General features: G+C 66.9%; 17 protein-coding genes. 9 read left to right on the forward strand and 8 right to left on the reverse strand.

The features are described from left to right. The first annotated feature begins 94 nt into the window (after positions 1 to 94). From HNO83_RS08815 to HNO83_RS08840, 6 genes are all read left to right on the forward strand, one after another. Positions 95 to 2,359, forward strand: coding sequence for a DUF6049 family protein (locus tag HNO83_RS08815; RefSeq protein WP_249776608.1), 2,265 nt, complete (start codon positions 95 to 97; stop codon positions 2,357 to 2,359). Beyond that, entirely contained in the window at positions 2,352 to 3,959 is a 1,608-nt protein-coding gene (gene murJ, locus HNO83_RS08820; RefSeq protein WP_175337159.1) for a murein biosynthesis integral membrane protein MurJ, read from the forward strand. The genes HNO83_RS08815 and murJ overlap by 8 nt, the downstream gene beginning before the upstream one ends. An 84-nt stretch (positions 3,960 to 4,043) precedes the next feature. After that, a complete protein-coding gene (gene trxB / locus HNO83_RS08825; RefSeq protein WP_175337160.1) occupies positions 4,044 to 5,030 on the forward strand; it encodes a thioredoxin-disulfide reductase in 987 nt (328 codons plus the stop codon). 14 nt (positions 5,031 to 5,044) lie between these two features. Further along, the gene (trxA, locus tag HNO83_RS08830; RefSeq protein WP_020076187.1) at positions 5,045 to 5,371 is read left to right on the forward strand and encodes a thioredoxin; all 327 of its coding nucleotides are present in this window, start codon (positions 5,045 to 5,047) and stop codon (positions 5,369 to 5,371) included. 137 nt (positions 5,372 to 5,508) lie between these two features. Next, positions 5,509 to 6,834 carry an aminotransferase-like domain-containing protein gene (locus HNO83_RS08835; protein ID WP_175337161.1) on the forward strand — a complete coding sequence of 442 codons (1,326 nt, stop codon included), beginning with the start codon at positions 5,509 to 5,511 and terminating at the stop codon, positions 6,832 to 6,834. Positions 6,835 to 6,852: 18 nt separating this feature from the next. Beyond that, positions 6,853 to 7,809: a D-alanine--D-alanine ligase family protein gene (locus HNO83_RS08840; RefSeq protein ID WP_175337162.1), complete on the forward strand. Its 957-nt coding sequence runs from the start codon at positions 6,853 to 6,855 to the stop codon at positions 7,807 to 7,809. 57 nt (positions 7,810 to 7,866) lie between these two features. Here the strand turns inward: HNO83_RS08840 and HNO83_RS08845 are convergent, their stop codons facing one another. The 8 genes from HNO83_RS08845 to rpmH all read right to left on the reverse strand — a co-directional run bounded on the left by HNO83_RS08845 (position 7,867) and on the right by rpmH (position 15,153). Continuing rightward, positions 7,867 to 8,826, reverse strand: coding sequence for a ParB/RepB/Spo0J family partition protein (locus HNO83_RS08845; RefSeq protein WP_175337163.1), 960 nt, complete (start codon positions 8,824 to 8,826; stop codon positions 7,867 to 7,869). Continuing rightward, entirely contained in the window at positions 8,826 to 9,722 is an 897-nt protein-coding gene (locus tag HNO83_RS08850; RefSeq protein ID WP_249776625.1) for a ParA family protein, read from the reverse strand. Before HNO83_RS08850 ends, HNO83_RS08845 begins: the two co-directional genes overlap by 1 nt. A 2,377-nt stretch (positions 9,723 to 12,099) precedes the next feature. Next, positions 12,100 to 12,723 carry a 16S rRNA (guanine(527)-N(7))-methyltransferase RsmG gene (gene rsmG, locus HNO83_RS08855; RefSeq protein ID WP_175337164.1) on the reverse strand — a complete coding sequence of 208 codons (624 nt, stop codon included), beginning with the start codon at positions 12,721 to 12,723 and terminating at the stop codon, positions 12,100 to 12,102. A 15-nt stretch (positions 12,724 to 12,738) separates the two neighbouring features. Then, on the reverse strand, positions 12,739 to 13,290 hold the full coding sequence (locus tag HNO83_RS08860; RefSeq protein WP_175337165.1) for a Jag family protein: 552 nt from the start codon (positions 13,288 to 13,290) through the stop codon (positions 12,739 to 12,741). Positions 13,291 to 13,303: 13 nt separating this feature from the next. After that, on the reverse strand, positions 13,304 to 14,272 hold the full coding sequence (gene yidC / locus HNO83_RS08865; RefSeq protein WP_175337166.1) for a membrane protein insertase YidC: 969 nt from the start codon (positions 14,270 to 14,272) through the stop codon (positions 13,304 to 13,306). A 9-nt stretch (positions 14,273 to 14,281) separates the two neighbouring features. Next, positions 14,282 to 14,611, reverse strand: a complete 330-nt coding sequence (yidD, locus tag HNO83_RS08870) for a membrane protein insertion efficiency factor YidD (protein WP_115695806.1) — start codon at positions 14,609 to 14,611, stop codon at positions 14,282 to 14,284. Continuing rightward, positions 14,608 to 14,991, reverse strand: coding sequence for a ribonuclease P protein component (rnpA, locus tag HNO83_RS08875; RefSeq protein ID WP_175337167.1), 384 nt, complete (start codon positions 14,989 to 14,991; stop codon positions 14,608 to 14,610). Before rnpA ends, yidD begins: the two co-directional genes overlap by 4 nt. A 24-nt stretch (positions 14,992 to 15,015) precedes the next feature. Continuing rightward, entirely contained in the window at positions 15,016 to 15,153 is a 138-nt protein-coding gene (rpmH, locus tag HNO83_RS08880; RefSeq protein ID WP_064110460.1) for a 50S ribosomal protein L34, read from the reverse strand. A 447-nt stretch (positions 15,154 to 15,600) separates the two neighbouring features. On the opposite strand from rpmH, the gene dnaA reads away from it, so the two are divergent. The 3 genes from dnaA to gnd all read left to right on the forward strand — a co-directional run bounded on the left by dnaA (position 15,601) and on the right by gnd (position 19,512). Next, complete coding sequence (gene dnaA, locus HNO83_RS08885; RefSeq protein ID WP_175337168.1) at positions 15,601 to 17,031, forward strand: chromosomal replication initiator protein DnaA; 1,431 nt, start codon at positions 15,601 to 15,603, stop codon at positions 17,029 to 17,031. Between the two features lie 411 nt (positions 17,032 to 17,442). Next, complete coding sequence (gene dnaN, locus HNO83_RS08890) at positions 17,443 to 18,588, forward strand: DNA polymerase III subunit beta (RefSeq protein WP_175337169.1); 1,146 nt, start codon at positions 17,443 to 17,445, stop codon at positions 18,586 to 18,588. A 36-nt stretch (positions 18,589 to 18,624) separates the two neighbouring features. Continuing rightward, positions 18,625 to 19,512, forward strand: a complete 888-nt coding sequence (gnd, locus tag HNO83_RS08895; protein ID WP_175337170.1) for a phosphogluconate dehydrogenase (NAD(+)-dependent, decarboxylating) — start codon at positions 18,625 to 18,627, stop codon at positions 19,510 to 19,512. Positions 19,513 to 19,517: the final 5 nt, after the last annotated feature.

Here is a 19,517-nt window from a genome sequence, read left to right on the forward strand (position 1 = left end):
GTGCCCCAGTTTAACGGTCCCGCTCCCCGGGCTCTCAGGGGGCGGCCTCTAGAATCGTCGTCATGGAGGCCGAGTCGGGATCGCGCGTCGACGCATGAGCGGAGCCTCCCCCACCCTCCGACGGGGTGCGACGTTCCGCGCCCGCGTCCGGCGTCTCGCCGCCGCGCTGGCGATCGGCGCGCTCTCGGTCACCGGCGCGGTCGCCGTCGCCGCGCCCACGAACGCGGCGACCTCGAGCCCCACCCCGACCGCCACGTCCGGCGCGAAACTGGCCGCCGCACTCACCGCCGACCAGGCCGGTGTGCTCTCTCCGGGCAAAGACCTGGCGGTCTCCGTCACGGTCTCGAATCCGACCGGGACGGCGTACCAGTCCGGCTCGGTGAGCCTCTGGGTCGACCCGGCCCCCGCCAAGGACCGCGCGGCGCTCTCGGGTTGGCTCACCTCGACGGACGCCGTGGCCGACCCGGTCGAGGTGGGCCGTGCCCCGCTGGACACGCTGGAGCCGGGGGGCACGACCGTCGTCCGGATCACCGTCCCTGCTGCGTCGGTGCCGTTCGGCACGCGGACCGATTCCGCCGTCTTCGGCATCGGAGCGACCGTCAAGGCCGGCTCCGCGGAGGCCTCCCCCCGCGGCTCGGTGGTCTGGTACCCGGGCGGAACGCCCAAGCAGTCCGCCGTCAACGTCGTCATGCCGATCGTCACCCCTCCCGGCTCGGACGGCCTGATCGCGGCCGACGACCTCGCCACGTACACCGCACCCAACGGCATCCTCACGCGTGAGCTCGACGGCCTGGCCGGCCACACCACGGTGACGGTCGGGATCGACCCGATGATCGTCGCCTCCATCCGTGTGCTCGGCAACGCTGCTCCGCCCTCGGCGGTGGAGTGGCTGTCCCGCCTCGCCGACCTCCCCAACGACACCTTCTCACTGGGTTACGGCGATGCCGACACCGCCGGCCAGATCCAGTCCGGCCTTCCCGCGCCGCTCGAGCCCACCTCCCTCGACTACGCGATCGACCCCAAGAACTTCACGCCGCAGCCCACATCGGTGGGGGAGCCCTCCACCCCGACTCGCACCCCCGCACCGAAGACGGCTGCACCGAAGGCCGGGACGCCGAGCCCCACACCGACCTCCACGCCCGGCCCTTCGCTCCCGACCACGGACCAGTTGCTCGCCTGGGACTACACGTTCACCAGCCTCACCTGGCCCGGCGAGAAGACGGTGCGCCGCGCCGACCTGGCACCGCTCGCGGCGGCGGGCCTGACCACCGCGATCGTCTCCGGCGGCAACACCAACGCGAGCGACCTCGGCTCGACGCCGAACGCGCCCTTCGCCTCCGGCAGCACGCACGTACTCGCCACCGACCAGCGCCTGAGCGACGCCCTGCAGCAGGCCGCCTCGGCGCCGAGTGACGTCGCCTGGAACTCCGCCATGTCGAAGGTGAACGCGCAGCTCGCGCTGATCTCGCAGGAGTCCGGCGACGCGCGCAGGCTGCTCGTGGCTCTCGGGCGGTCCTGGCCGTCGAGCGGCACGCAGCTCGAGCGCACCTTCGACTCCCTCTTCTCGTCGCCGTGGTCGTCGCCCGCCGACTACGAGACCGTCGCGTCGGCCCAGGCCACGTCCGGTGTGGACCTCATCGACACCCCCGAGTCGACAGAACGCGTCTCGCTCATCCGCTCGCTCGTCCAGGACGAGGGATCCCTCGGGCAGTTCGCCACCGTCCTCGACGACCCGACGCGGCTCACCGGGCGCACGAGGGCCGAACTGCTGACCCTCCTCGCCATCAGCTGGGAGAACCCGCGCGCAGACTGGAGCGCAGCGGTCACGAAGGCGCGCAAAGCCACCGACGACACGCTCCACTCGATCAAGATCCTGCCGACCGAGAACGTGAACCTGGTGAGCGCGCAGGGCTCGATCCCGTTCACCGTGAGCAACGAGCTCCCGGACGACGCGGCCACCATCGTCCTCTCGGCCTCCCCGTCGAACAGCCGGCTCGAGGTGGATCAGTCGACCACGAAGCGCATCCTCAAGGACTCCCGCGCGACCGTCCTCGTCCCCGTGAAGGCGAAGGTCGGGAACGGCCAGGTCGTGCTCTCGCTGCACCTCTACAGCCCGACCGGCGTGCCGATCGGCGACCCGACCTCGGTCACCGTGGACGTGCACGCGGACTGGGAGGGCATCGGCGCCCTGGTCTTCGGCATCCTGCTCGTGCTGCTGTTCGGGTTCGGGATCGTGCGCAACATCCTCCGCCGCAGGTCGAAGCGTGGAGAGGGCGAAGAGACGGAGACGGACGCGCCCACGGAAGCGGTAACCCCGTCTGACGGTTCCGCTCCGCCCGAGGAGCATCCCGGTGGCTAGCGTCGGCCGCGCCAGCGCGATGCTGGCCTCCGGCACCCTGGTCTCACGTCTCCTCGGCTTCGCCAAGGCGTGGCTCCTGGTGCAGGCGATCGGCGTTGTGTCGCTGGCCGCGAACGCCTACGGCACGGCCACCTACATCCCGAACAGCCTGTACGCGATCATCGCCCAGGGCGTGCTGAACGCCATCCTGGTGCCCCAGATCGTGCGCGCCTCGGTGAACCCCGACGGCGGCCGCGCGTACATCAACAAGCTCGTCACGCTCGGGATGGTCGTCTTCGCCGCGGTCGCGGTCGTCGCCACGGTGCTCGCTCCCGTCCTCATCACGCTGTTCGGCGTCCCGCCCGCCCAGCGCGATCTCGCGGTCGCCTTCGCCTACTGGTCGCTGCCGCAGATCTTCTTCCTCGGCCTCTACACGCTGCTCGGCGAGGTGCTGAACGCGCGCAAGTCGTTCGGTCCGTTCACCTGGGCGCCGGTGGTCAACAACATCGTCGCCATCGTCACGCTCGGCGCCTTCATCCTCGCGTTCGGTGCCGCAGCGACCGGTGCGAAGCACAGCGACTGGACGTTCGGGATGGTCGCCCTCCTTGCCGGAGGAGCGACGCTGGGCATCGCGGTGCAGGCCCTCATCCTGTTCGTGTTCTGGCGCCGGGTGGGCCTTCGCTTCCGCCCGGACTTCGGCTGGCGCGGCGTCAACCTCGGGACGGCCGGCAAGGCCGCGGGGTGGACCTTCGCCATGCTCATCGTCACCCAGCTCGCCGGGCTGGTGGAGACGAACGTCTCCAACTCCGTCGGCAAGGGCTACCCCGGCCTCTTCGTGATGCAGAACGCCTGGCTCATCTTCATGCTCCCGCACGGCATCATCGCCGTCTCGATCGTCACCGCGTACTACACGCGCATGGCCGAGCACGCCCACCGGGGATCGGTCGCCGCCTTCCGCGAGGACTTCTCCTCCGCCGCCCGCTCGATCATGCTGTTCATCGTGTTCGCCTCGGCGGCGCTGATCGTCACCGCGTACCCGATCGCGCGTGTCTTCACCTCGGACTACCAGGCGATGGGCCCCGTCCTCATCGCCTACCTCGTCGGCCTCGTTCCGTTCTCGCTCGTCTTCATGGCCCAGCGCGCCTTCTACTCGCTGGGCGACACCCGCACGCCCTTCTTCTTCACCGTCGCGCAGTCGGCGATCATCGTCGTCGGCGTGCTGCTGTGCTTCGCCGTCCCGCGCGAGAGCCGGGCCGCCGCCGTCGCGCTCGTCGTCTCGCTCTCCAGCGTCATCCAGGCGGTGCTCGCGTTCGCGCTGCTGCGGCGACGCACCGGGGGAGTGGATGCGGGCCGCATCCTGGGCTCGCTCTGGCGGTTCGCCGTCGCCGGGCTGGCCGCGATCGCCGCGGGTGCCGGCTTCCTCGTCATCCTCGGCGGTGTGGAGCCCGGCGCCTTCCCGGTGAGCGGCGCGATCCCCGCGGTCGTCGCGACGGCCATCGTCGGCGTCGTCATGCTGGTGGTCTACGTCGGCATCCTCGGGCTGCTGCGCTCGTCCGATCTGGAGAGCGGTCTCGCGCCCATCCTGAACCGCGCCGGAGGGCGTGCTCGCACACCCAGGTGACACGGAATAGCATCCGCCTAGGATGTGTTCTACAGGTCGACGCCTCCGGACGAAGGTGTCGCGAAAAGGTCAAGGAGTTCCGCCGTGCGGCAGATCATCATCATCGGTTCCGGCCCTGCCGGTTACACCGCGGCCGTGTACGCGGCCCGCGCCAACCTGAAGCCGCTCCTGATCGCCTCCTCCGTCGAGGCGGGCGGCGAGCTGATGAACACGACCGAGGTCGAGAACTTCCCCGGCTTCCCCGAGGCGGTCATGGGACCGGACCTCATGTTCAAGATGCAGGCGCAGGCCGAGAAGTTCGGCACCGAGATCGTTCTCGACGACGTCGTATCGGTCGACCTGACCGGTGAGGTCAAGAAGGTCACCCTCGGTTCCGGCGCGGTGCACGAGGCGCTTGCCGTGATCTTCGCCACCGGTTCCGCCTACCGCAAGCTCGGCCTGGCCGACGAGGAGCGACTCTCCGGCCACGGCGTCTCGTGGTGCGCCACGTGCGACGGGTTCTTCTTCCGTCAGCGCACGATCGCGGTCGTCGGCGGCGGCGACTCGGCGATGGAGGAGGCCACGTTCCTCACCCGCTTCGCCGACAAGGTCTACGTCATCCACCGTCGCGACAGCCTCCGCGCCTCCAAGATCATGCAGGAGCGGGCGTTCGCCAACGAGAAGATCGAGTTCATCTGGAACACCGAGGTGATCGGCATCGGCGGCAACGAGCAGGTGCAGGATGTGAAGCTCCGCAACCTCGTCACAGGCGAGGAGAGCGAGCTCCAGCTGCAGGGCCTGTTCATCGCGATCGGAAACGACCCTCGCGTCCACCTGGTCCACGGTCAGCTCGACCTGACCCCGGAGGGTACCATCGCAGTCGACGGGCGCAGCTCGAAGACCAACCTCCCCGGCGTCTTCGCCGCGGGCGACGTGATCGACCCGACCTACCGCCAGGCGGTCACCGCCGCGGCGTCCGGCACGGTCGCCGCCCTCGACGCGGAGCACTACCTGACCACGCTCCCGCAGAACTTACTCGACAGCGCAGCGGATGGCGCGTCGGGTGACCTCGAACTCACGACCACCGCATAAGGAGAAACAAGAAAATGTCAGCAGCACGTTCGGTCACGGACTCCAGCTTCGAGCAGGACGTCCTCAACAGCGAGAAGACCATCCTCGTGGACTTCTGGGCCGAGTGGTGCGGCCCGTGTCGCGCCGTGGGCCCGATCCTCGACCAGATCGCCTCCGAGCACGCCGACAAGATCGAGATCGTCAAGCTCAACGTCGACGAGAACCCGCAGACCGCTGCGAAGTACCAGATCACCTCCATCCCCGCGATGAAGGTCTACCAGGGTGGCGAGGTCGTCAAGACCGTCATCGGCGCGAAGCCGAAGCCCGCCCTCGAGGCCGACCTGGCCGCCTACCTCGCGTAGCGCGACCCGTCCTCTTCAGACCCGTCCGGCGCTCACCCGCCGGGCGGGTCTTTTTCGTACCCGGGAGGCTGCCCGATTTTCTCCGGCGCGGGCGGCGCCCATAGCATTGCACAACGGCGGATGAACGGAATTCACACGTGATCGAACAGGGCACCTCGCAGCAGCGGGGCAACAATCTGGACCCGTGGTACCACCACTACGCGCAGCGCACGAGCGGCCTGGCCGCCAGCGAGGTCCGAGCCCTGTTCGCCGTCGCCAGCCGGCCCGAGGTGGTCTCGCTGGCCGGCGGCATGCCGTTCGTCTCCGCCCTCCCTCAGGATCTCGTCTCCGGAGCGATGGAGCGGGTCATGCGCGAGCAGGGTGCTGTCGCCTTGCAGTACGGATCGGGGCAGGGCGTACCCGCGCTGCGCGAGCAGATCCTCGAGGTCATGGCGCTCGAGGGCATCAGCGGCAGTGCCGACGATGTCATCGTGACGACCGGGTCGCAGCACGCGCTCGAACTGTTCAGCAAGCTCTTCATCGACCCCGGTGACGTCGTGCTCGCCGAGGGGCCGAGCTATGTGACCGCGATGGTGATCTTCAAGTCGTACCAGGCGGAGGTCGACCACGTCCCGAGCGACGAGCACGGGCTCATCCCGGAGGCGCTGCGGGAGCACATCGCACGGCTCAAATCGGCCGGTCGCCGAGTGAAGTTCCTGTATACGGTTCCCACGTTCCACAACCCTGCGGGGGTGACGCTGACCTGGGAGCGCCGGCTGGAGATCCTCGAGATCGCGCGGCAGAACGACATCCTGGTGCTGGAGGACAACCCGTACGGCCTGCTGTACTTCGATGAGAAGCCCCCGGCGGCGATGCGGTCGGTGGAGAAGGACGGCGTGGTCTACCTCGGCACCTTCTCGAAGACCCTCGCTCCCGGCTTCCGGGTTGGCTGGGCGCTGGCGCCGCACGCCATCCGCGAGAAGCTCATCCTCGCCAACGAGGCGGCGGTGCTCAGCCCGAGCTCGTTCAGCCAGCTGGTGATCTCGGAGTATCTGAAAGACGCCGACTGGCGCGGGCAGATCGACACCTTCCGCGGTGTGTACCGCGAGCGGAAGGAGGCGATGATCTCCGCGCTGGAGGAGCACCTCCCCGAGCTGAGCTGGACCAACCCCAACGGCGGGTTCTATGTCTGGGTCACCCTGCCGCCGCACCTCGACTCGAAGGCGATGCTCCCGCGGGCCGTGACGGAGCTGGTGGCCTACACTCCGGGGACCGCGTTCTTCGCCGACGGTTCCGGTGCCCAGAACATCCGGCTGTCCTTCTGCTATCCCACGCCCGAGAACATCCGCGTCGGCGTCCGCCGGCTCGCGAATGTCATCGGCGGCGAGCAGGACCTCCTCGACACCTTCGCGGGCACGGGCCCGCTGGAGGCGGCACCGCGCAGGAGCCGCACGAGCGCCAATCCGCCCACCGACCTGCTCTAATAAGGGAAAGCCCTGATCATGCCACAAAATGACGCACTCGACATCGTCGTCCTCGCCGGTGGGATCTCGCACGAGCGGGACGTCTCCCTGCGCAGCGGGCGGCGCGTCGCCGACGGTCTGAACGCACTCGGCCACCGCGTGACGTTCCGCGAGCCGGACGGGACGCTGCTGTCCTTCCTGGAGTCTTCGCGGCCGGATGTGGTGTGGCCCGCGCTGCACGGCGCGAGCGGTGAGGACGGTGCCCTGCGAGGACTGCTTGAGCTGACCGGCGTCCCGTTCGTGGGGTCGCGCGCGGACGCCTCCAGGCTCGCGTGGTCCAAGCCCACCGCGAAGACGCTGGTGGGGCGGGCCGGCGTGTCCACGCCGGCATCGGTGACGCTGCCGCAGGAGACCTTCCGGGAGCTCGGTGCCGGGAGCGTGCTCGCCACCGTGCTCGGCGGTCTCGAGCTGCCGCTCGTCGTGAAGCCGGCCCAGGGCGGCTCCGCCCAGGGAGTCACCATCGTCACCGGCACCGAGGAGCTTCCCCGGGCGATGGTGGATGCGTACACGTACGGCGACGTGGCGCTGATCGAGCGCAAGGTCGACGGTGTCGAGGTCGCCGTCGCAGTGGTGGACGCGGGGGAAGGGCCGGAGGCTCTGCCCGCCGTCGAGATCGAGCCGGTGGAGGGCGCGTACACCTTCGACGCGCGCTACAACGCGGGGGAGACGCGCTTCTACGCGCCGGCCCGGCTGGAGACCGACGTCTCTGAGTCCGTCGCCGCCGCAGCCGTGACCGCCCACCGTGCGCTGGGCCTGCGGCACCTCTCACGCATCGACCTCATCGTGGATGCCGCCGGGACTCCGTGGTTCCTGGAGGCGAACGTGCTTCCCGGACTGACGGAGACCTCGATCATGCCGCAGGCGATCGTCGCCGCCGGGCGGGAGACCGGCGAGGTCTACGCCGCGCTCGCTGCACAGGCGATCGCCGACGCCTGAGCGGGCCTCCTGTGGGGCTGTTCCCCGCTGGGCCAGCGGGGTCCGGGAGGGATGGTCTCAGTTGAAGTGCGGCTGGCCGATCTCGTCGAGGATCCGGTTGAGGTCCTGGATGGTCGCGAAGTCGACGACGATCTGACCTTTGCGGGCGCCCAGCGTGATCTTCACGCGTGTGTTGAGCCGGTCGCCGAGGGTGCCGGCGATCTCGTCGAGGTGTCCGCGGTGCCGGCCGGCGGTCACCTTGGTGCGGGTGGGCTTGGGCGTGCTGCTCGCCGCCGCTTCCGCCTGGCGCACCGAGAGGTCCTCGTTGACGATCTTGTCGGCGAGCCGGATCATCGCGTCGTGGTCGTCGCCGAGGGAGAGGATCGCCCGTGCGTGACCGGCGCTGAGCACTCCGGCGGCCACCCTGGACTGGACCACGGCGGGCAGCTTGAGCAGCCGGATGGTGTTGGTGATCTGGGGACGGGACCGACCGATGCGCGAGGCGAGTTCCTCCTGCGTGATGCCGAAGTCGGCGAGGAGCTGCTGGTAGGCCGACGCCTCCTCCAGCGGGTTGAGCTGGCTGCGGTGGAGATTCTCAAGGAGGGCGTCGCGCAGCATGTCCTCGTCGGCGGTGTCTTTGACGACCGCCGGGATGGTGTCGAGACCGAGCTCCTTGGTCGCCCGGAGCCGGCGCTCGCCCATGATGAGTTCGTAGCGTCCGGGCTCATCCGGCAGGGGACGGACCACGACCGGCTGCAGCACGCCCACCTCGCGGATGCTCGCCACCAGCTCGTCGAGGGCGTCGCGGTCGAACTCGGTGCGCGGCTGGACCCGGTTGGGGACGATGTCGTCGGGGGCGAGGCTTGCCAGCCGGGCACCCGGCACAGCCACGAGCTCTTCCGGCCGTTCCGCCACCGCCGTCGCGGTTCCCGCGGGGGCGTTCGGGAAGAACACGTCGACCGGGCGGCTGCTGGACTGATCGCTGGTGGGGATGAGAGCGCCGATGCCTCGGCCCAATCCGGTGCGCTTCGCTGCCATTAGCGGGGTACTCCTCTTCGTGCGATCTCGGCGGCCGCCTCCATGTAGGAGAGGGATCCGCTGGAGTTGGTGTCGTAGCTGATGACGCTCTGCCCGTAGCTGGGAGCCTCGGAGATCCGAACAGAGCGCGGGATGATCGTGTCGAGGACCTCGTCGGGGAAGTGCTCACGCACGTCCGCGGCCACCTGGTGCGCCAGGTTGGTTCGCGAGTCGTACATGGTCAGCAGGATGGTGGAGACGCGCAGCTTCGGGTTGAGGTGCCGCTCGATCAGCTGGATGTTCTTCAGCAGCTGGCTGAGCCCTTCCAGCGCGTAGTACTCGCACTGGATCGGGATGAGCACTTCGGTCGCTGCGACGAACGCGTTGATCGTGAGCAGCCCGAGAGAGGGAGGGCAGTCGATGAGGACGTAGTCGATGTCGTACTCATCGAGGAAGCGCCCGAGCGCGCGGGAGAGTCGCTGCTCGCGGGCGACCATGGAGACGAGCTCGATCTCCGCGCCAGCGAGATCGATCGTCGCCGGGATGACGAACAACCCGTCGAACTCGGGCGACTTCTGGATCACTTCGTCCAGTTCGCGATCGTTGACGACGACGTCGTACACACTCGGAGTGCCTTCACGGTGCTCGACACTGAGCGCGGTAGAGGCGTTCCCCTGCGGATCGAGGTCGATGACGAGCACGCGGGCACCCGACTTCGCCAGCGCCGCGCTCAGATTGACCACGGTCGTCGTCTTTCCGACCCCACCCTTCTGGTTGGAGATCGTGAAGATGCGCGTGCGCGAAGGGAGGGGGAGTGTCGTCGAGGCGATCACCTGTCGACGGCGGGCCAGGTCCGCGATCTCCTGGGCGAGAGGCGTAGCTCCGTCGAAGTCGGATTCGGGCGCCTGCGCATCCATATCGCTTTCGATCTCACCTACTCCGCCGTGCTCGTCCTGGTGGGGTTGTTTCACGTGAAACCTCGTCGCTCCGTGGTGCTTCGCACCGGCTTTCCGTCGGTCTTCGGCACACCAGCAGCGCACCCAATGATCAACTCTAACTCGGATGTCCGACGCTTTCTGCCGCGCCGCGCACCCTGTGGATACTGTGCCCCGAGCGGGTCGACGTGGCCAGGCTTTCGGGACGCTGTTCGGGATACCTCCGGTGCGATGGGTGGGATAAGGCCGTCGCGTCCGGGTCGTCGCTTTTACGGCAGGAGATGACCGGCGGGCTGGCTCTTGCGTCGACACGTGCGGCCAAGCGTGCGCGCGCACACGATCAGCGGGCCGCTGTCATCACGTCCCGTCCCCGCCCATCAGACCCCCGCAGCATCGCGGCCTCCTTCGTTCCTTCGCGTTTCACGTGAAGCGCCCCCGCGTGCTCTTCGCCCGAGTGCCTCGGTTCGCGCTGCGCTGGACAAGCTCGGGTCGCTGGTAGTCAGCGACGGAGCCGAGAGACGCATCAACAGGAGGCCCCCTCTGCGTTCGGATGCGTTTCACGTGAAACGCTCCCACCTGCTCCTTGCCCGAGTGCCTCATTGTGCCCAGCGGGGGAGGCCGAGTTATGGGAGTCACCACGGAGCCGAGAGGCGAGGCGCAACGGGGATCGGATCGCTCGAGCAGATCGCAGAGGCGACGGGGCGCCCACGATGAGCTCGATGGCCAGACCCTGCGTCATCAAAGTCATAATCGGACCCTTTTGATCGGCGTGGTCAAGGGAACTCCCTTCAGTCGGCCCGACCAAAGGAAGATGGTCCAACCGATCTCACGCGAGTGGATCGTCGGCCCCCGGGGTAGAGTTCGCAGAACCAGCACCAGAGGCGCATGCCTCCTCACTTCCCCCGATCTCACTCCGGACAGCTGCCTGCGCGGCACGCGCGGTGGATCGGTTCCACGTGAAACATCGGCACCGCTGTGAATCGGATTGGCCGCGCCAGCCATCCCTGGAGGGCACATGCGTTCACGTGCACCGGACCTCTTCATCTGCGCGATCCGGCTCGGAACGATCGTTGTCCGGCAGCGCGCCCCTGGACTAGCGCGGCCTATCGGCCAGTGGCCACTTCCTGGCAGGCCAACCGTTCCGGGCGCTTGGAGTAGTGACCCGCACCCCCGGCGACCAGCGGGCAAGTGGCAGTCAGACGGTCTGGCGAGGCAGAGCAAGGGCCCGTGGATTTGCCGGCGGCCCCCGCATAATCTCGACGGGTCTCCAACACGACCCAGAAAGACCTATTCGAGACTGCACTCACTCCCGAAAGGACTGCACGCAACGAACCAAGATCGACAGCGTTTCCCAGGCCCCCACGTAGGCGCGACGAGTCTGCCCGATCGTGCCACGCGGCTCGCCGATCAACCTCCAGGCGACCTCTGCGTGCCGCAAAGGTCTGGGAAGTGGTCCGCAGGTCGGCTAGTCCCGCGCTCAGGGTCCCCAGAAGATAGACCCGATTGCGTCAGGCAGTTCGACCCCGCGACCCAGGCCCCGCTCCGCGTGATTTCGTCGAGAGGTATGAGGCCCTTCCAACTCGAGGTGGCCGCGCCAAGACCTGCCGGCCACAACCTCTACGTTGGCCCCGACGACTTCACGCCCAAGACCGTCCGCTCGCGGCGTGCCATGCACGAACCGCTCCTGCGACGGGGGAATCGTCGCAAGACGGTTTGGCTAGGTTTCACGTGAAACGCCTTCCTAGCCAACACCGGTTCTCAAGCCCGCGGTCCAGGAGAGTTCATCGTTGAACCGGCTACAACGCGATTGGGATCAATGACGACTCAGGCCGACTACGGCGCGAGACATTCGATCCGACCGGGGGAGGGGGCGTGTCTTCGTCGGTGGTTGTCCGACAGAGATGCGCCCGATTCGTTGCACGTGAAACGTACGGGGAGCGCGGGGGCGAACCCACGAGCAACAGCTCGGTCGCTCACTCAGGTGACCGGCGACTCCTTCAGCCCTCCCGAATCCTCACGACTCGCTCAAGTCAACGCGACCAGTAGCGCAGGGCCGCATCCGCCCCGAGGCCCGTGATGGATGAGTCCCGGAGTAAGAATCCGTACGGGCGGTGATTCCTCGGCCGTGAAGAAGCCCGTCGGCGCTGAACATCGTTCAGCTCGCCGAACTCTCCCGAATGGCCCCAGCCATCCTCTCTATCGCCCGAAGAACGCATCAACCGCCTAGATGCTGCTTGCGCGACCCCAATTACGACACGTCCGGGTGAGACGGCAGCCGCTTAGGATCGCTCCCACACAACGGAAGCATCTGGTTCGCTGCGCACAGAGCCATCCTCAGCGGCTCGGGAGGCGCATCGGATCAGCGAACGGCGGCGCGGATGACGCGGGTGACCTCCGACAGCACACCTTCCCCGAGGGTCAACACCTCGATGTCGTGCACTTTGTACTTCCGGATCTCCTTGCCGGCGGCCTCGACCTCGGCCGGAGCGGCGGCGCCCTTCATCAGAACGAGTTCGCCACCGTCGCGGAGCAGGGGTGCCGTGAGGGGGAGAAGCTTCCGGAAGGCGCTCACGGCACGGGCCGTCACCTGGTCCAGAGGTCCGTCCAACCGAGCCTCTTCGGCACGGGCCCGGACTACCAGGACATTGTCGAGTGCGAGTTCTGCCACCTGCTCGTTCAGCCAGGCGACCCGACGTTCCATCGGCTCGATGAGCACGAATGAGACGTCCGGGCGCGCGATCGCGAGCACAAGGCCTGGCAGCCCCGCGCCACTGCCGACATCCCCGACCACTCCGGGGCGGAGGAGGGGAGCGACGATGGCCGAATTCAGGATGTGGCGCGACCAGAGGCGCGGCAACTCCAGCGGTCCGATCAACCCACGTTCCTCGCCCTGCTCGGCGAGATTCGTGGTGAAACGGCGCGCGACTTCGATGCGGTCCCCGAAGAGGGTGGCGGCAGCGGTGGGTTCAGGTTCGAGGCTCACGGTTTCACGTGAAACTCAGGCAGCGGTGATGACCGTGTAGCGGTCGCGACCCTCGCCATGCGAGGTCGAGACGTAGCCGCGCTCCGAGACGATGTCGTGGACCAGCTTGCGTTCGTAGGACGACATGGGCGGAAGCGCAGCCTCCGCCGCGCCCTCCTCGAGCCGCGCGATCGCACGCTCGACCAGACGACCGAGCTCCGCCTGGCGGGCGTCGCGCGAGCCGGCGATGTCGAGGATGAGCCGCGAGTAGCCGCCGGTCTCGTTCTGAACCGCAAGACGCGTCAGCTCCTGCAGGGCGGCGACGGTGTCCGCCTTGGCCAGCAACGAAAGGTTCGACTCCTCATCGGAGTTCACCGAGATGTAGGCGCGACCGTTCCGGGTGTCGATATCGATGTCGCCGTCGATGTCGGCGATGTCGAGCAGCTCCTCGATGTAGTCCGCAGCGATGTCGGCTTCACGGTCGAGGTCTGCCGGTGTAGACGAGTCGGCGGCGGCCAGTTCGACATCCACGTCGACGGCGTCAGGCGCGTCGGTCGGCTCGGGGGAGGAGGTCTGCACGTCGGTCATCGGTTCGAGGTCCTTACTTTCCGGCCTGCTTCTTGGCGCGGGACTTGCTGACGGGCTGCACACGCTGGGTCGGCTGTTTCTTCGGCTGCTCCTCGACCGTCAATACGGTCGCACCGTCCGGCTGCACGAGCTTGCCCTTCTTGGCGAGGCGCGCCTCGCGAGCCTTCGCAGCATCCGATCCGGGCGTCGGCATGTTGCGGATGACGAGGAACTGCTGACCCATGGTCCACAGGTTCGAGGTCAGCCAGTAGAACATGACGCCGAGCGGGAAGGCGAAGCCGGAGAAGAGGAAGACGAACGGGAGCAGGTACAGCAGGATGCGTTGCTGCTTGAACTGCGGGCTCGCCTTGGTCTCCGGCGACATGTTCTTCGAGACGATCTGCAGCTGGGTGAGGAACTGCGACCCCGTCATCAGCACAACCATAACAGCTGCGATGATCATGACCGCGACCTGCGGCGGGTGCGCATTCATCGCACCCTGGAAGCTCTGGTGCAGCGGGGCGACGCCGAACAGGGTCGCGTTGCCGAACTGCTGGGCGAGCACCTCGTTCAGCGGACCGACGCCCGCCTTGCCGCTCTGAGCCCCGTTCAGCACCTGGAACAGGGCGAAGAACACAGGCATCTGCAGCAGCAGGGGGAGGCACGAGCTGAGCGGGTTGGTGCCGGTCTTCTTGTAGAGCTCCATCGTCTCGCGCGACATGGCTTCCCGCGAGAACTGGTCCTTCTTGCCCTTGTACTTGTCCTGGATCTTCTTCAGCTGCGGAGCGATCTCCAGCATCCGTCGCTGGTTCTTGATCTGCCGGACGAAGATGGGGATGAGCGCTGCGCGGACCACCACGGTGAGGCCGACGATCGAGAGCACCCAGGTGAGACCGGCTGCCGGGTCGAGCCCGATCTGGGTGAAGAGCCAGTGGAAGGCGACGAGGATCAGCTCAACGACCCACTTGATGGGCCAGAGAACGAGTCCGATGATGTCAGGCATGACTTCTAACTAGGCCTTTCCGTGGCCGACGATGGGCTGAGAGCTGGTGGCGACGACGAATCCGAACGGGGTCACCCGGTAGCGCGGCTTCCTCGCCGGCGGGACGTCGTCGACCCCGCCCGCGGCCCAGGGGTGGCAGCGGGCGATGCGGCGGATGCCGAGGAACGAGCCGACCACGACGCCATGCTGCTGGATCGCCTGCAACGCGTAGGCCGAGCACGACGGGTAGTACCGGCAGACGTCTCCGTAGAGCGGCGAGATCACAGCGCGATACGCGCGCAGCACCAGCACCGCCGCATTCCGCGGCGCGAGGAGCACTGCTGCGATCGCGGTGTTCATGGACGGACGCTGCCCTTACTGAGATGACTGCGGCTGGTGTGGCGGGCAGAGGCCCGGAGAAGCTCTTCGTGCAGGCTAGCCCACTGCGCTTGAACGGAGGCTGGCAATGCGCGCACGACCACGTCGATCCCGCCATCTCCGGCCGCGGCCGAGAACTGGGGGAGGAGGTCGTACGCGGCTGCTTTGAGCCTGCGCCGCACGAGGTTGCGCTTCACCGCATTGCCGACCGACTTGCTCACGATAAAGCCGAATCGCACCACGTCGGGGTCTGACGTCGGACGGATGTAGGTCACGGTGCTCGCTCCGGTGAAGCGTGCGCCGCGTCGAACAGTCGCCCGGTAGTCCACCCCTCGCGTGATGCGATTGGCTTTGGCGAGCACCGGTCGGCCTCTGCCGTGGAGGCTTTACGCCGAGAGCTTCGTGCGGCCCTTGCTGCGACGCGCCGAGAGGATGGCACGGCCGGCACGGGTACGCATGCGGAGGCGGAACCCGTGGGTCTTCGCGCGCTTGCGGTTGTTCGGCTGGAACGTTCTCTTGCTCATATCTATCTCCGTGGTGGTCTCTTCACAGGCCTGCGCTGAGTGGAACAGCCAGCATGGTGAGGCCAGGAAAATTAGAGGGCAGCCGGAACGGCTACAAGTCAACTGATTAAAACTACGGCCTCGGTATGCGCTTGGTCAAACCGATGGCGCCAAATCCACTGATTATGCACGGTATTGGCAGGGAAGCATCGCCCGACGCGCCGACGTATTCCGCGCATCGGATTTGATCGCTCTTCTGTGGACAAGTTACCGTGAGGTCGAAAGTTATCCCCAGGCCATGCCAATTCTGGCCGGAGATCGCTACGGTATTGCTCACACAGCGGTGGATAACTCTGTGAATACCCACCGGCGGCATCCGAAGCCGCCAACCCGGCGAGAGTCACCGGGGGCCGACTCGTCCCCTCGTCGGGCTGACGGCATCCGCAACACAGACGAAGACGGGGAACGATGGCAGGCGGCGAAGAGTCCATAGCTGCGGCATGGCAGGACGTGCTCGGCAAGCTCGGGACGGACGACCGGATCACTCCGCAGCTGTACGGCTTCCTCAGCCTGGTCGAGCCCAAGGGCATCATGGCGGGCACCTTCTATCTGGAGGTGCCGAACGAGTTCACCCGCGGGATGATCGAGCAGCGCAGCCGGCTTCCTCTGCTGAACGCCATCGGATCGCTCGACGACGCCTTCGAGGTGAACACCTTCGCGATTGTGGTGAACCCCGAGATCCAGCAGGAGAGCATGGCCGGGCCCTCGGCCGAACAGGAATCCGCGCCCGCCTATGCGGAGCAGGTCGCGCCGGTCGTCTCCCCGCCGACCGAGATCACCGCGCCTCCCCGCGGCGGCGACACCCGCCTCAACTCCAAGTACAGCTTCGACAACTTCGTCATCGGCCAGTCCAACCGCTTCGCCCATGCGGCGGCTGTCGCTGTCGCCGAGGCGCCGGCGAAGGCCTACAACCCGCTCTTCATCTACGGCGACTCGGGACTCGGCAAGACCCACCTGCTCCACGCGATCGGGCACTACGCGATGAGCCTGTATCCGGGCATCCGCGTCCGCTACGTGTCGAGCGAGGAGTTCACCAACGACTTCATCAACTCGATCGCGAACAACCGCGGCTCGTCCTTCCAGGCCAGGTACCGCAACATCGACATCCTGCTGATCGACGACATCCAGTTCCTGCAGCGGGCGGTCGAGACGCAGGAGGCCTTCTTCCACACGTTCAACACGCTCCACGACCACAACAAGCAGGTGGTCATCACGAGCGACCTGCCGCCGAAGATGCTGACGGGCTTCGAGGACCGGATGCGCTCCCGCTTCGAGTGGGGCCTGATCACCGACGTCCAGGTGCCGGACCTCGAGACCCGCATCGCCATCCTCCGCAAGAAGGCGCAGAGCGAGAAGATCCAGGTGCCCGACGACATCCTGGAGTTCATGGCGACGAAGGTGTCGAGCAACATCCGGGAGCTGGAGGGGACGCTGATCCGCGTCACCGCGTTCGCCAGCCTGAACCGCACGCCGGTCGACATGCCGCTCGTCCAGACGGTGCTCAAGGATCTGATCACGCTCGACGACGACAACGTGATCGCGCCGACCGACATCATCACGAACACCGCCGAGTACTTCAAGCTCAGCGTCGACGACCTCTACGGCTCCAGCCGTTCGCAGGCGGTGGCCACCGCGCGGCAGATCGCCATGTATCTGTGCCGCGAACTCACCAATCTCTCGCTGCCGAAGATCGGGCAGCTGTTCGGCGGCCGCGACCACACCACGGTCATGTACGCGAACAAGAAGATCAGCGAGCTCATGAAGGAGCGACGCTCGATCTACAACCAGGTCACCGAGCTGACCAGCCGGATCAAGCAGAACCATCGCTACGGCAAGTAGGCGCGCCGCTCGATAGCGCACGACTTATCCACATATCCATCCCCAGAGTGGGGACAGTGCGTTATTAACACTTGTGGATAACTTGTGGAAAGGTTCCGGAGAACTCGCGACTTAATGGGGACGGGATCCACCGGCCTGTGAAAAGCGAACGACACGACCTCGCGTCGACAGCCCTTGTGAACAACAGGATTCCTCAGGCCATCAACAAGTCACCGACCTGTAGTTCCCTGTCATTTCCTGCCTTCAACAGAGTTATCCACATTTTCCACAGCGGTTAACACGATTAATCCTTAACTCTTCTAGAAGGGTCCGGCCGACAACCTTCGGGGTCGACGCACCGCCGCTTCCCCGTCGGATGCCAGGCGCTAGGATTTGTGTCGTCCGTACCGTCGAGCCGACAGAGGTGCCTTCGTGAAGTTCCAAGCCAATCGGGATGTGTTCAGCGAGGCCGTCTCCTTCGCGGTGAAGCTCCTTCCGCAGCGGACGACCCTCCCCATCCTGAGCGGTGTGCTGATCGAGACGACCGACAACGGGCTCCAGCTCTCGTCCTTCGACTACGAAGTCTCGGCTCAGACCGAGATCGCCGCGCAGGTCGAGGAGCCGGGACGAGTGCTCGTCTCCGGCCGGCTGCTCGCCGAGATCGCGTCGAAACTGCCGAACGCGCCTGTGCAGTTCTCGACCGAGGAGTCGAAGATCGTCGTCCGCGCAGGCTCCGCCAACTTCACGCTGCTCTCCATGCCGGTGGAGGAATACCCGAGCATCCCGCAGGTGAGCGGCGAGGCAGGACTCGTCCCCGCCGAGGAGTTCGCGGAGGCCGTCGCCCAGGTGGGTGTGGCCGCCTCGCGGGACGATGTCACCCCCGTCATCACGGGCGTCCAGCTCGAAGTGGGCGACAACACGCTCGGGCTCGTGGCGACCGACCGCTACCGCGTCGCCGTCCGTGAGATCGACTGGGACAACGGCACCACCTCCGGCGAGCCGGTCACCGCACTGGTCCCGGCCCGCACCCTGACAGAGATCGGCAAGACGTTCGGCCACAGCGGCAACGTGTCCATCTCGATCACCAACCGAGACGACCGCGAGCTGATCGCGTTCACCGCCGACCGCAAGACGGTGACCTCACTGCTGATCAAGGGCAACTTCCCGCCGGTCCGCCGGCTGTTCCCCGAGCAGGTCGACAACTACGCGGTGGTCAACACCGCAGAGCTCATCGAGGCGACCCGCCGAGTCGCCCTCGTCCTGGAGCGCGAAGCAGCGCTCCGCTACACCTTCACCGCCGACGGGCTGACGCTGGAAGCGATCGGTTCGGAGCAGGCGCAGGCATCCGAGAGCATCGACGCTCTTCTCACTGGCCAGGAGACGGTGGTTTCATTGAAGCCGCAGTTCCTGCTCGACGGTCTGGGGGCGGTGCACTCGGAGTTCGTGCGCATCTCCTTCACGAAGACCGAGAACCCCAACAAGCCGGGGCCTGTGCTCATCACGAGCCAGACATCCAAGGATCAGGCAGGCGCGGACTCCTACAAGTATCTGCTCCAGCCGAACCTGCTCCTGCGCTAGAACCCGGCGCCGGAAGAAGAGAAGAGAAGGACAATCATGCACATCGGCCTCATCGGCCTCGGGCGCATGGGCAACAACATGCGCGCCCGCCTCGAGAAGAACGGCATCGACGTCACCGGGTACGACACGAACCCGGAGGTCTCCGACGTCGCGACCGTCGCAGACCTCGTGGCAGCGCTCCCCGCGCCGCGGACCATCTGGGTCATGGTGCCGGCCGGTCAGATCACCGACTCGGTGATCCGCGACCTCGAGCCGTTGCTCGAGAAGGGCGACCTGGTCATCGACGGCGGCAACTCGAAGTTCACCGAGGACTTCAAGCACGCGGAGCTTCTCGCCCCGCGCGGCGTCGACTTCATGGACGTCGGAGTCTCCGGCGGCATCTGGGGTCTGGAGAACGGCTACGGCCTGATGGTCGGCGGCTCCGCCCAGCAGGTCGAGCGCGTGATGCCGGTCTTCGACGCGCTGCGCCCGGAGGGTCCGCGCGACGAGGGCTTCGTCCACGTCGGCGAGGTCGGCGCCGGCCACTACGCCAAGATGGTGCACAACGGCATCGAGTACGCGCTGATGCAGGCATACGCCGAGGGCTACGAGCTCCTGGACACGCGCAAGGACATCATCAAGGACGTCACCGGCACGTTCAAGGCCTGGCAGCGGGGAACCGTCGTCCGCTCCTGGCTGCTCGACCTGCTGGTCCGCGCTCTCGAGCAGGACCCGGAGTTCGAGCACATCGAGGGCTACGTGCAGGACTCGGGCGAAGGTCGCTGGACCGTGGAGGAGGCGCTGAACAACGCCGTCCCGGTGCCGACGATCAGCGCCTCGATCTTCGCGCGGTTCGTCTCGCGCCAGGAGGACTCTCCTGCGATGAAGGCCGTCGCCGCCTTGCGCAACCAGTTCGGCGGCCACGCTGTGAAGGCCGTGGACTAACCCTC

The organism is Leifsonia sp. C5G2, assembly GCF_013359685.1.
Taxonomy (GTDB): Bacteria; Actinomycetota; Actinomycetes; order Actinomycetales; family Microbacteriaceae; genus Leifsonia.

What these genes read in the sequence shown, in the direction of transcription:
- HNO83_RS08815 (WP_249776608.1), top strand. Translation starts at nt 95, where the DNA reads ATGAGCGGAGCCTCCCCCACCCTCCGACGGGGTGCGACGTTCCGCGCC.
- trxA (WP_020076187.1), top strand. Translation starts at nt 5,045, where the DNA reads ATGTCAGCAGCACGTTCGGTCACGGACTCCAGCTTCGAGCAGGACGTC.
- HNO83_RS08840 (WP_175337162.1), top strand. Translation starts at nt 6,853, where the DNA reads ATGCCACAAAATGACGCACTCGACATCGTCGTCCTCGCCGGTGGGATC.
- HNO83_RS08845 (WP_175337163.1), bottom strand. Translation starts at nt 8,826, where the DNA reads ATGGCAGCGAAGCGCACCGGATTGGGCCGAGGCATCGGCGCTCTCATC.
- HNO83_RS08850 (WP_249776625.1), bottom strand. Translation starts at nt 9,722, where the DNA reads ATGGATGCGCAGGCGCCCGAATCCGACTTCGACGGAGCTACGCCTCTC.
- HNO83_RS08860 (WP_175337165.1), bottom strand. Translation starts at nt 13,290, where the DNA reads ATGACCGACGTGCAGACCTCCTCCCCCGAGCCGACCGACGCGCCTGAC.
- yidC (WP_175337166.1), bottom strand. Translation starts at nt 14,272, where the DNA reads ATGCCTGACATCATCGGACTCGTTCTCTGGCCCATCAAGTGGGTCGTT.
- yidD (WP_115695806.1), bottom strand. Translation starts at nt 14,611, where the DNA reads ATGAACACCGCGATCGCAGCAGTGCTCCTCGCGCCGCGGAATGCGGCG.
- rpmH (WP_064110460.1), bottom strand. Translation starts at nt 15,153, where the DNA reads ATGAGCAAGAGAACGTTCCAGCCGAACAACCGCAAGCGCGCGAAGACC.
- dnaA (WP_175337168.1), top strand. Translation starts at nt 15,601, where the DNA reads ATGGCAGGCGGCGAAGAGTCCATAGCTGCGGCATGGCAGGACGTGCTC.
- gnd (WP_175337170.1), top strand. Translation starts at nt 18,625, where the DNA reads ATGCACATCGGCCTCATCGGCCTCGGGCGCATGGGCAACAACATGCGC.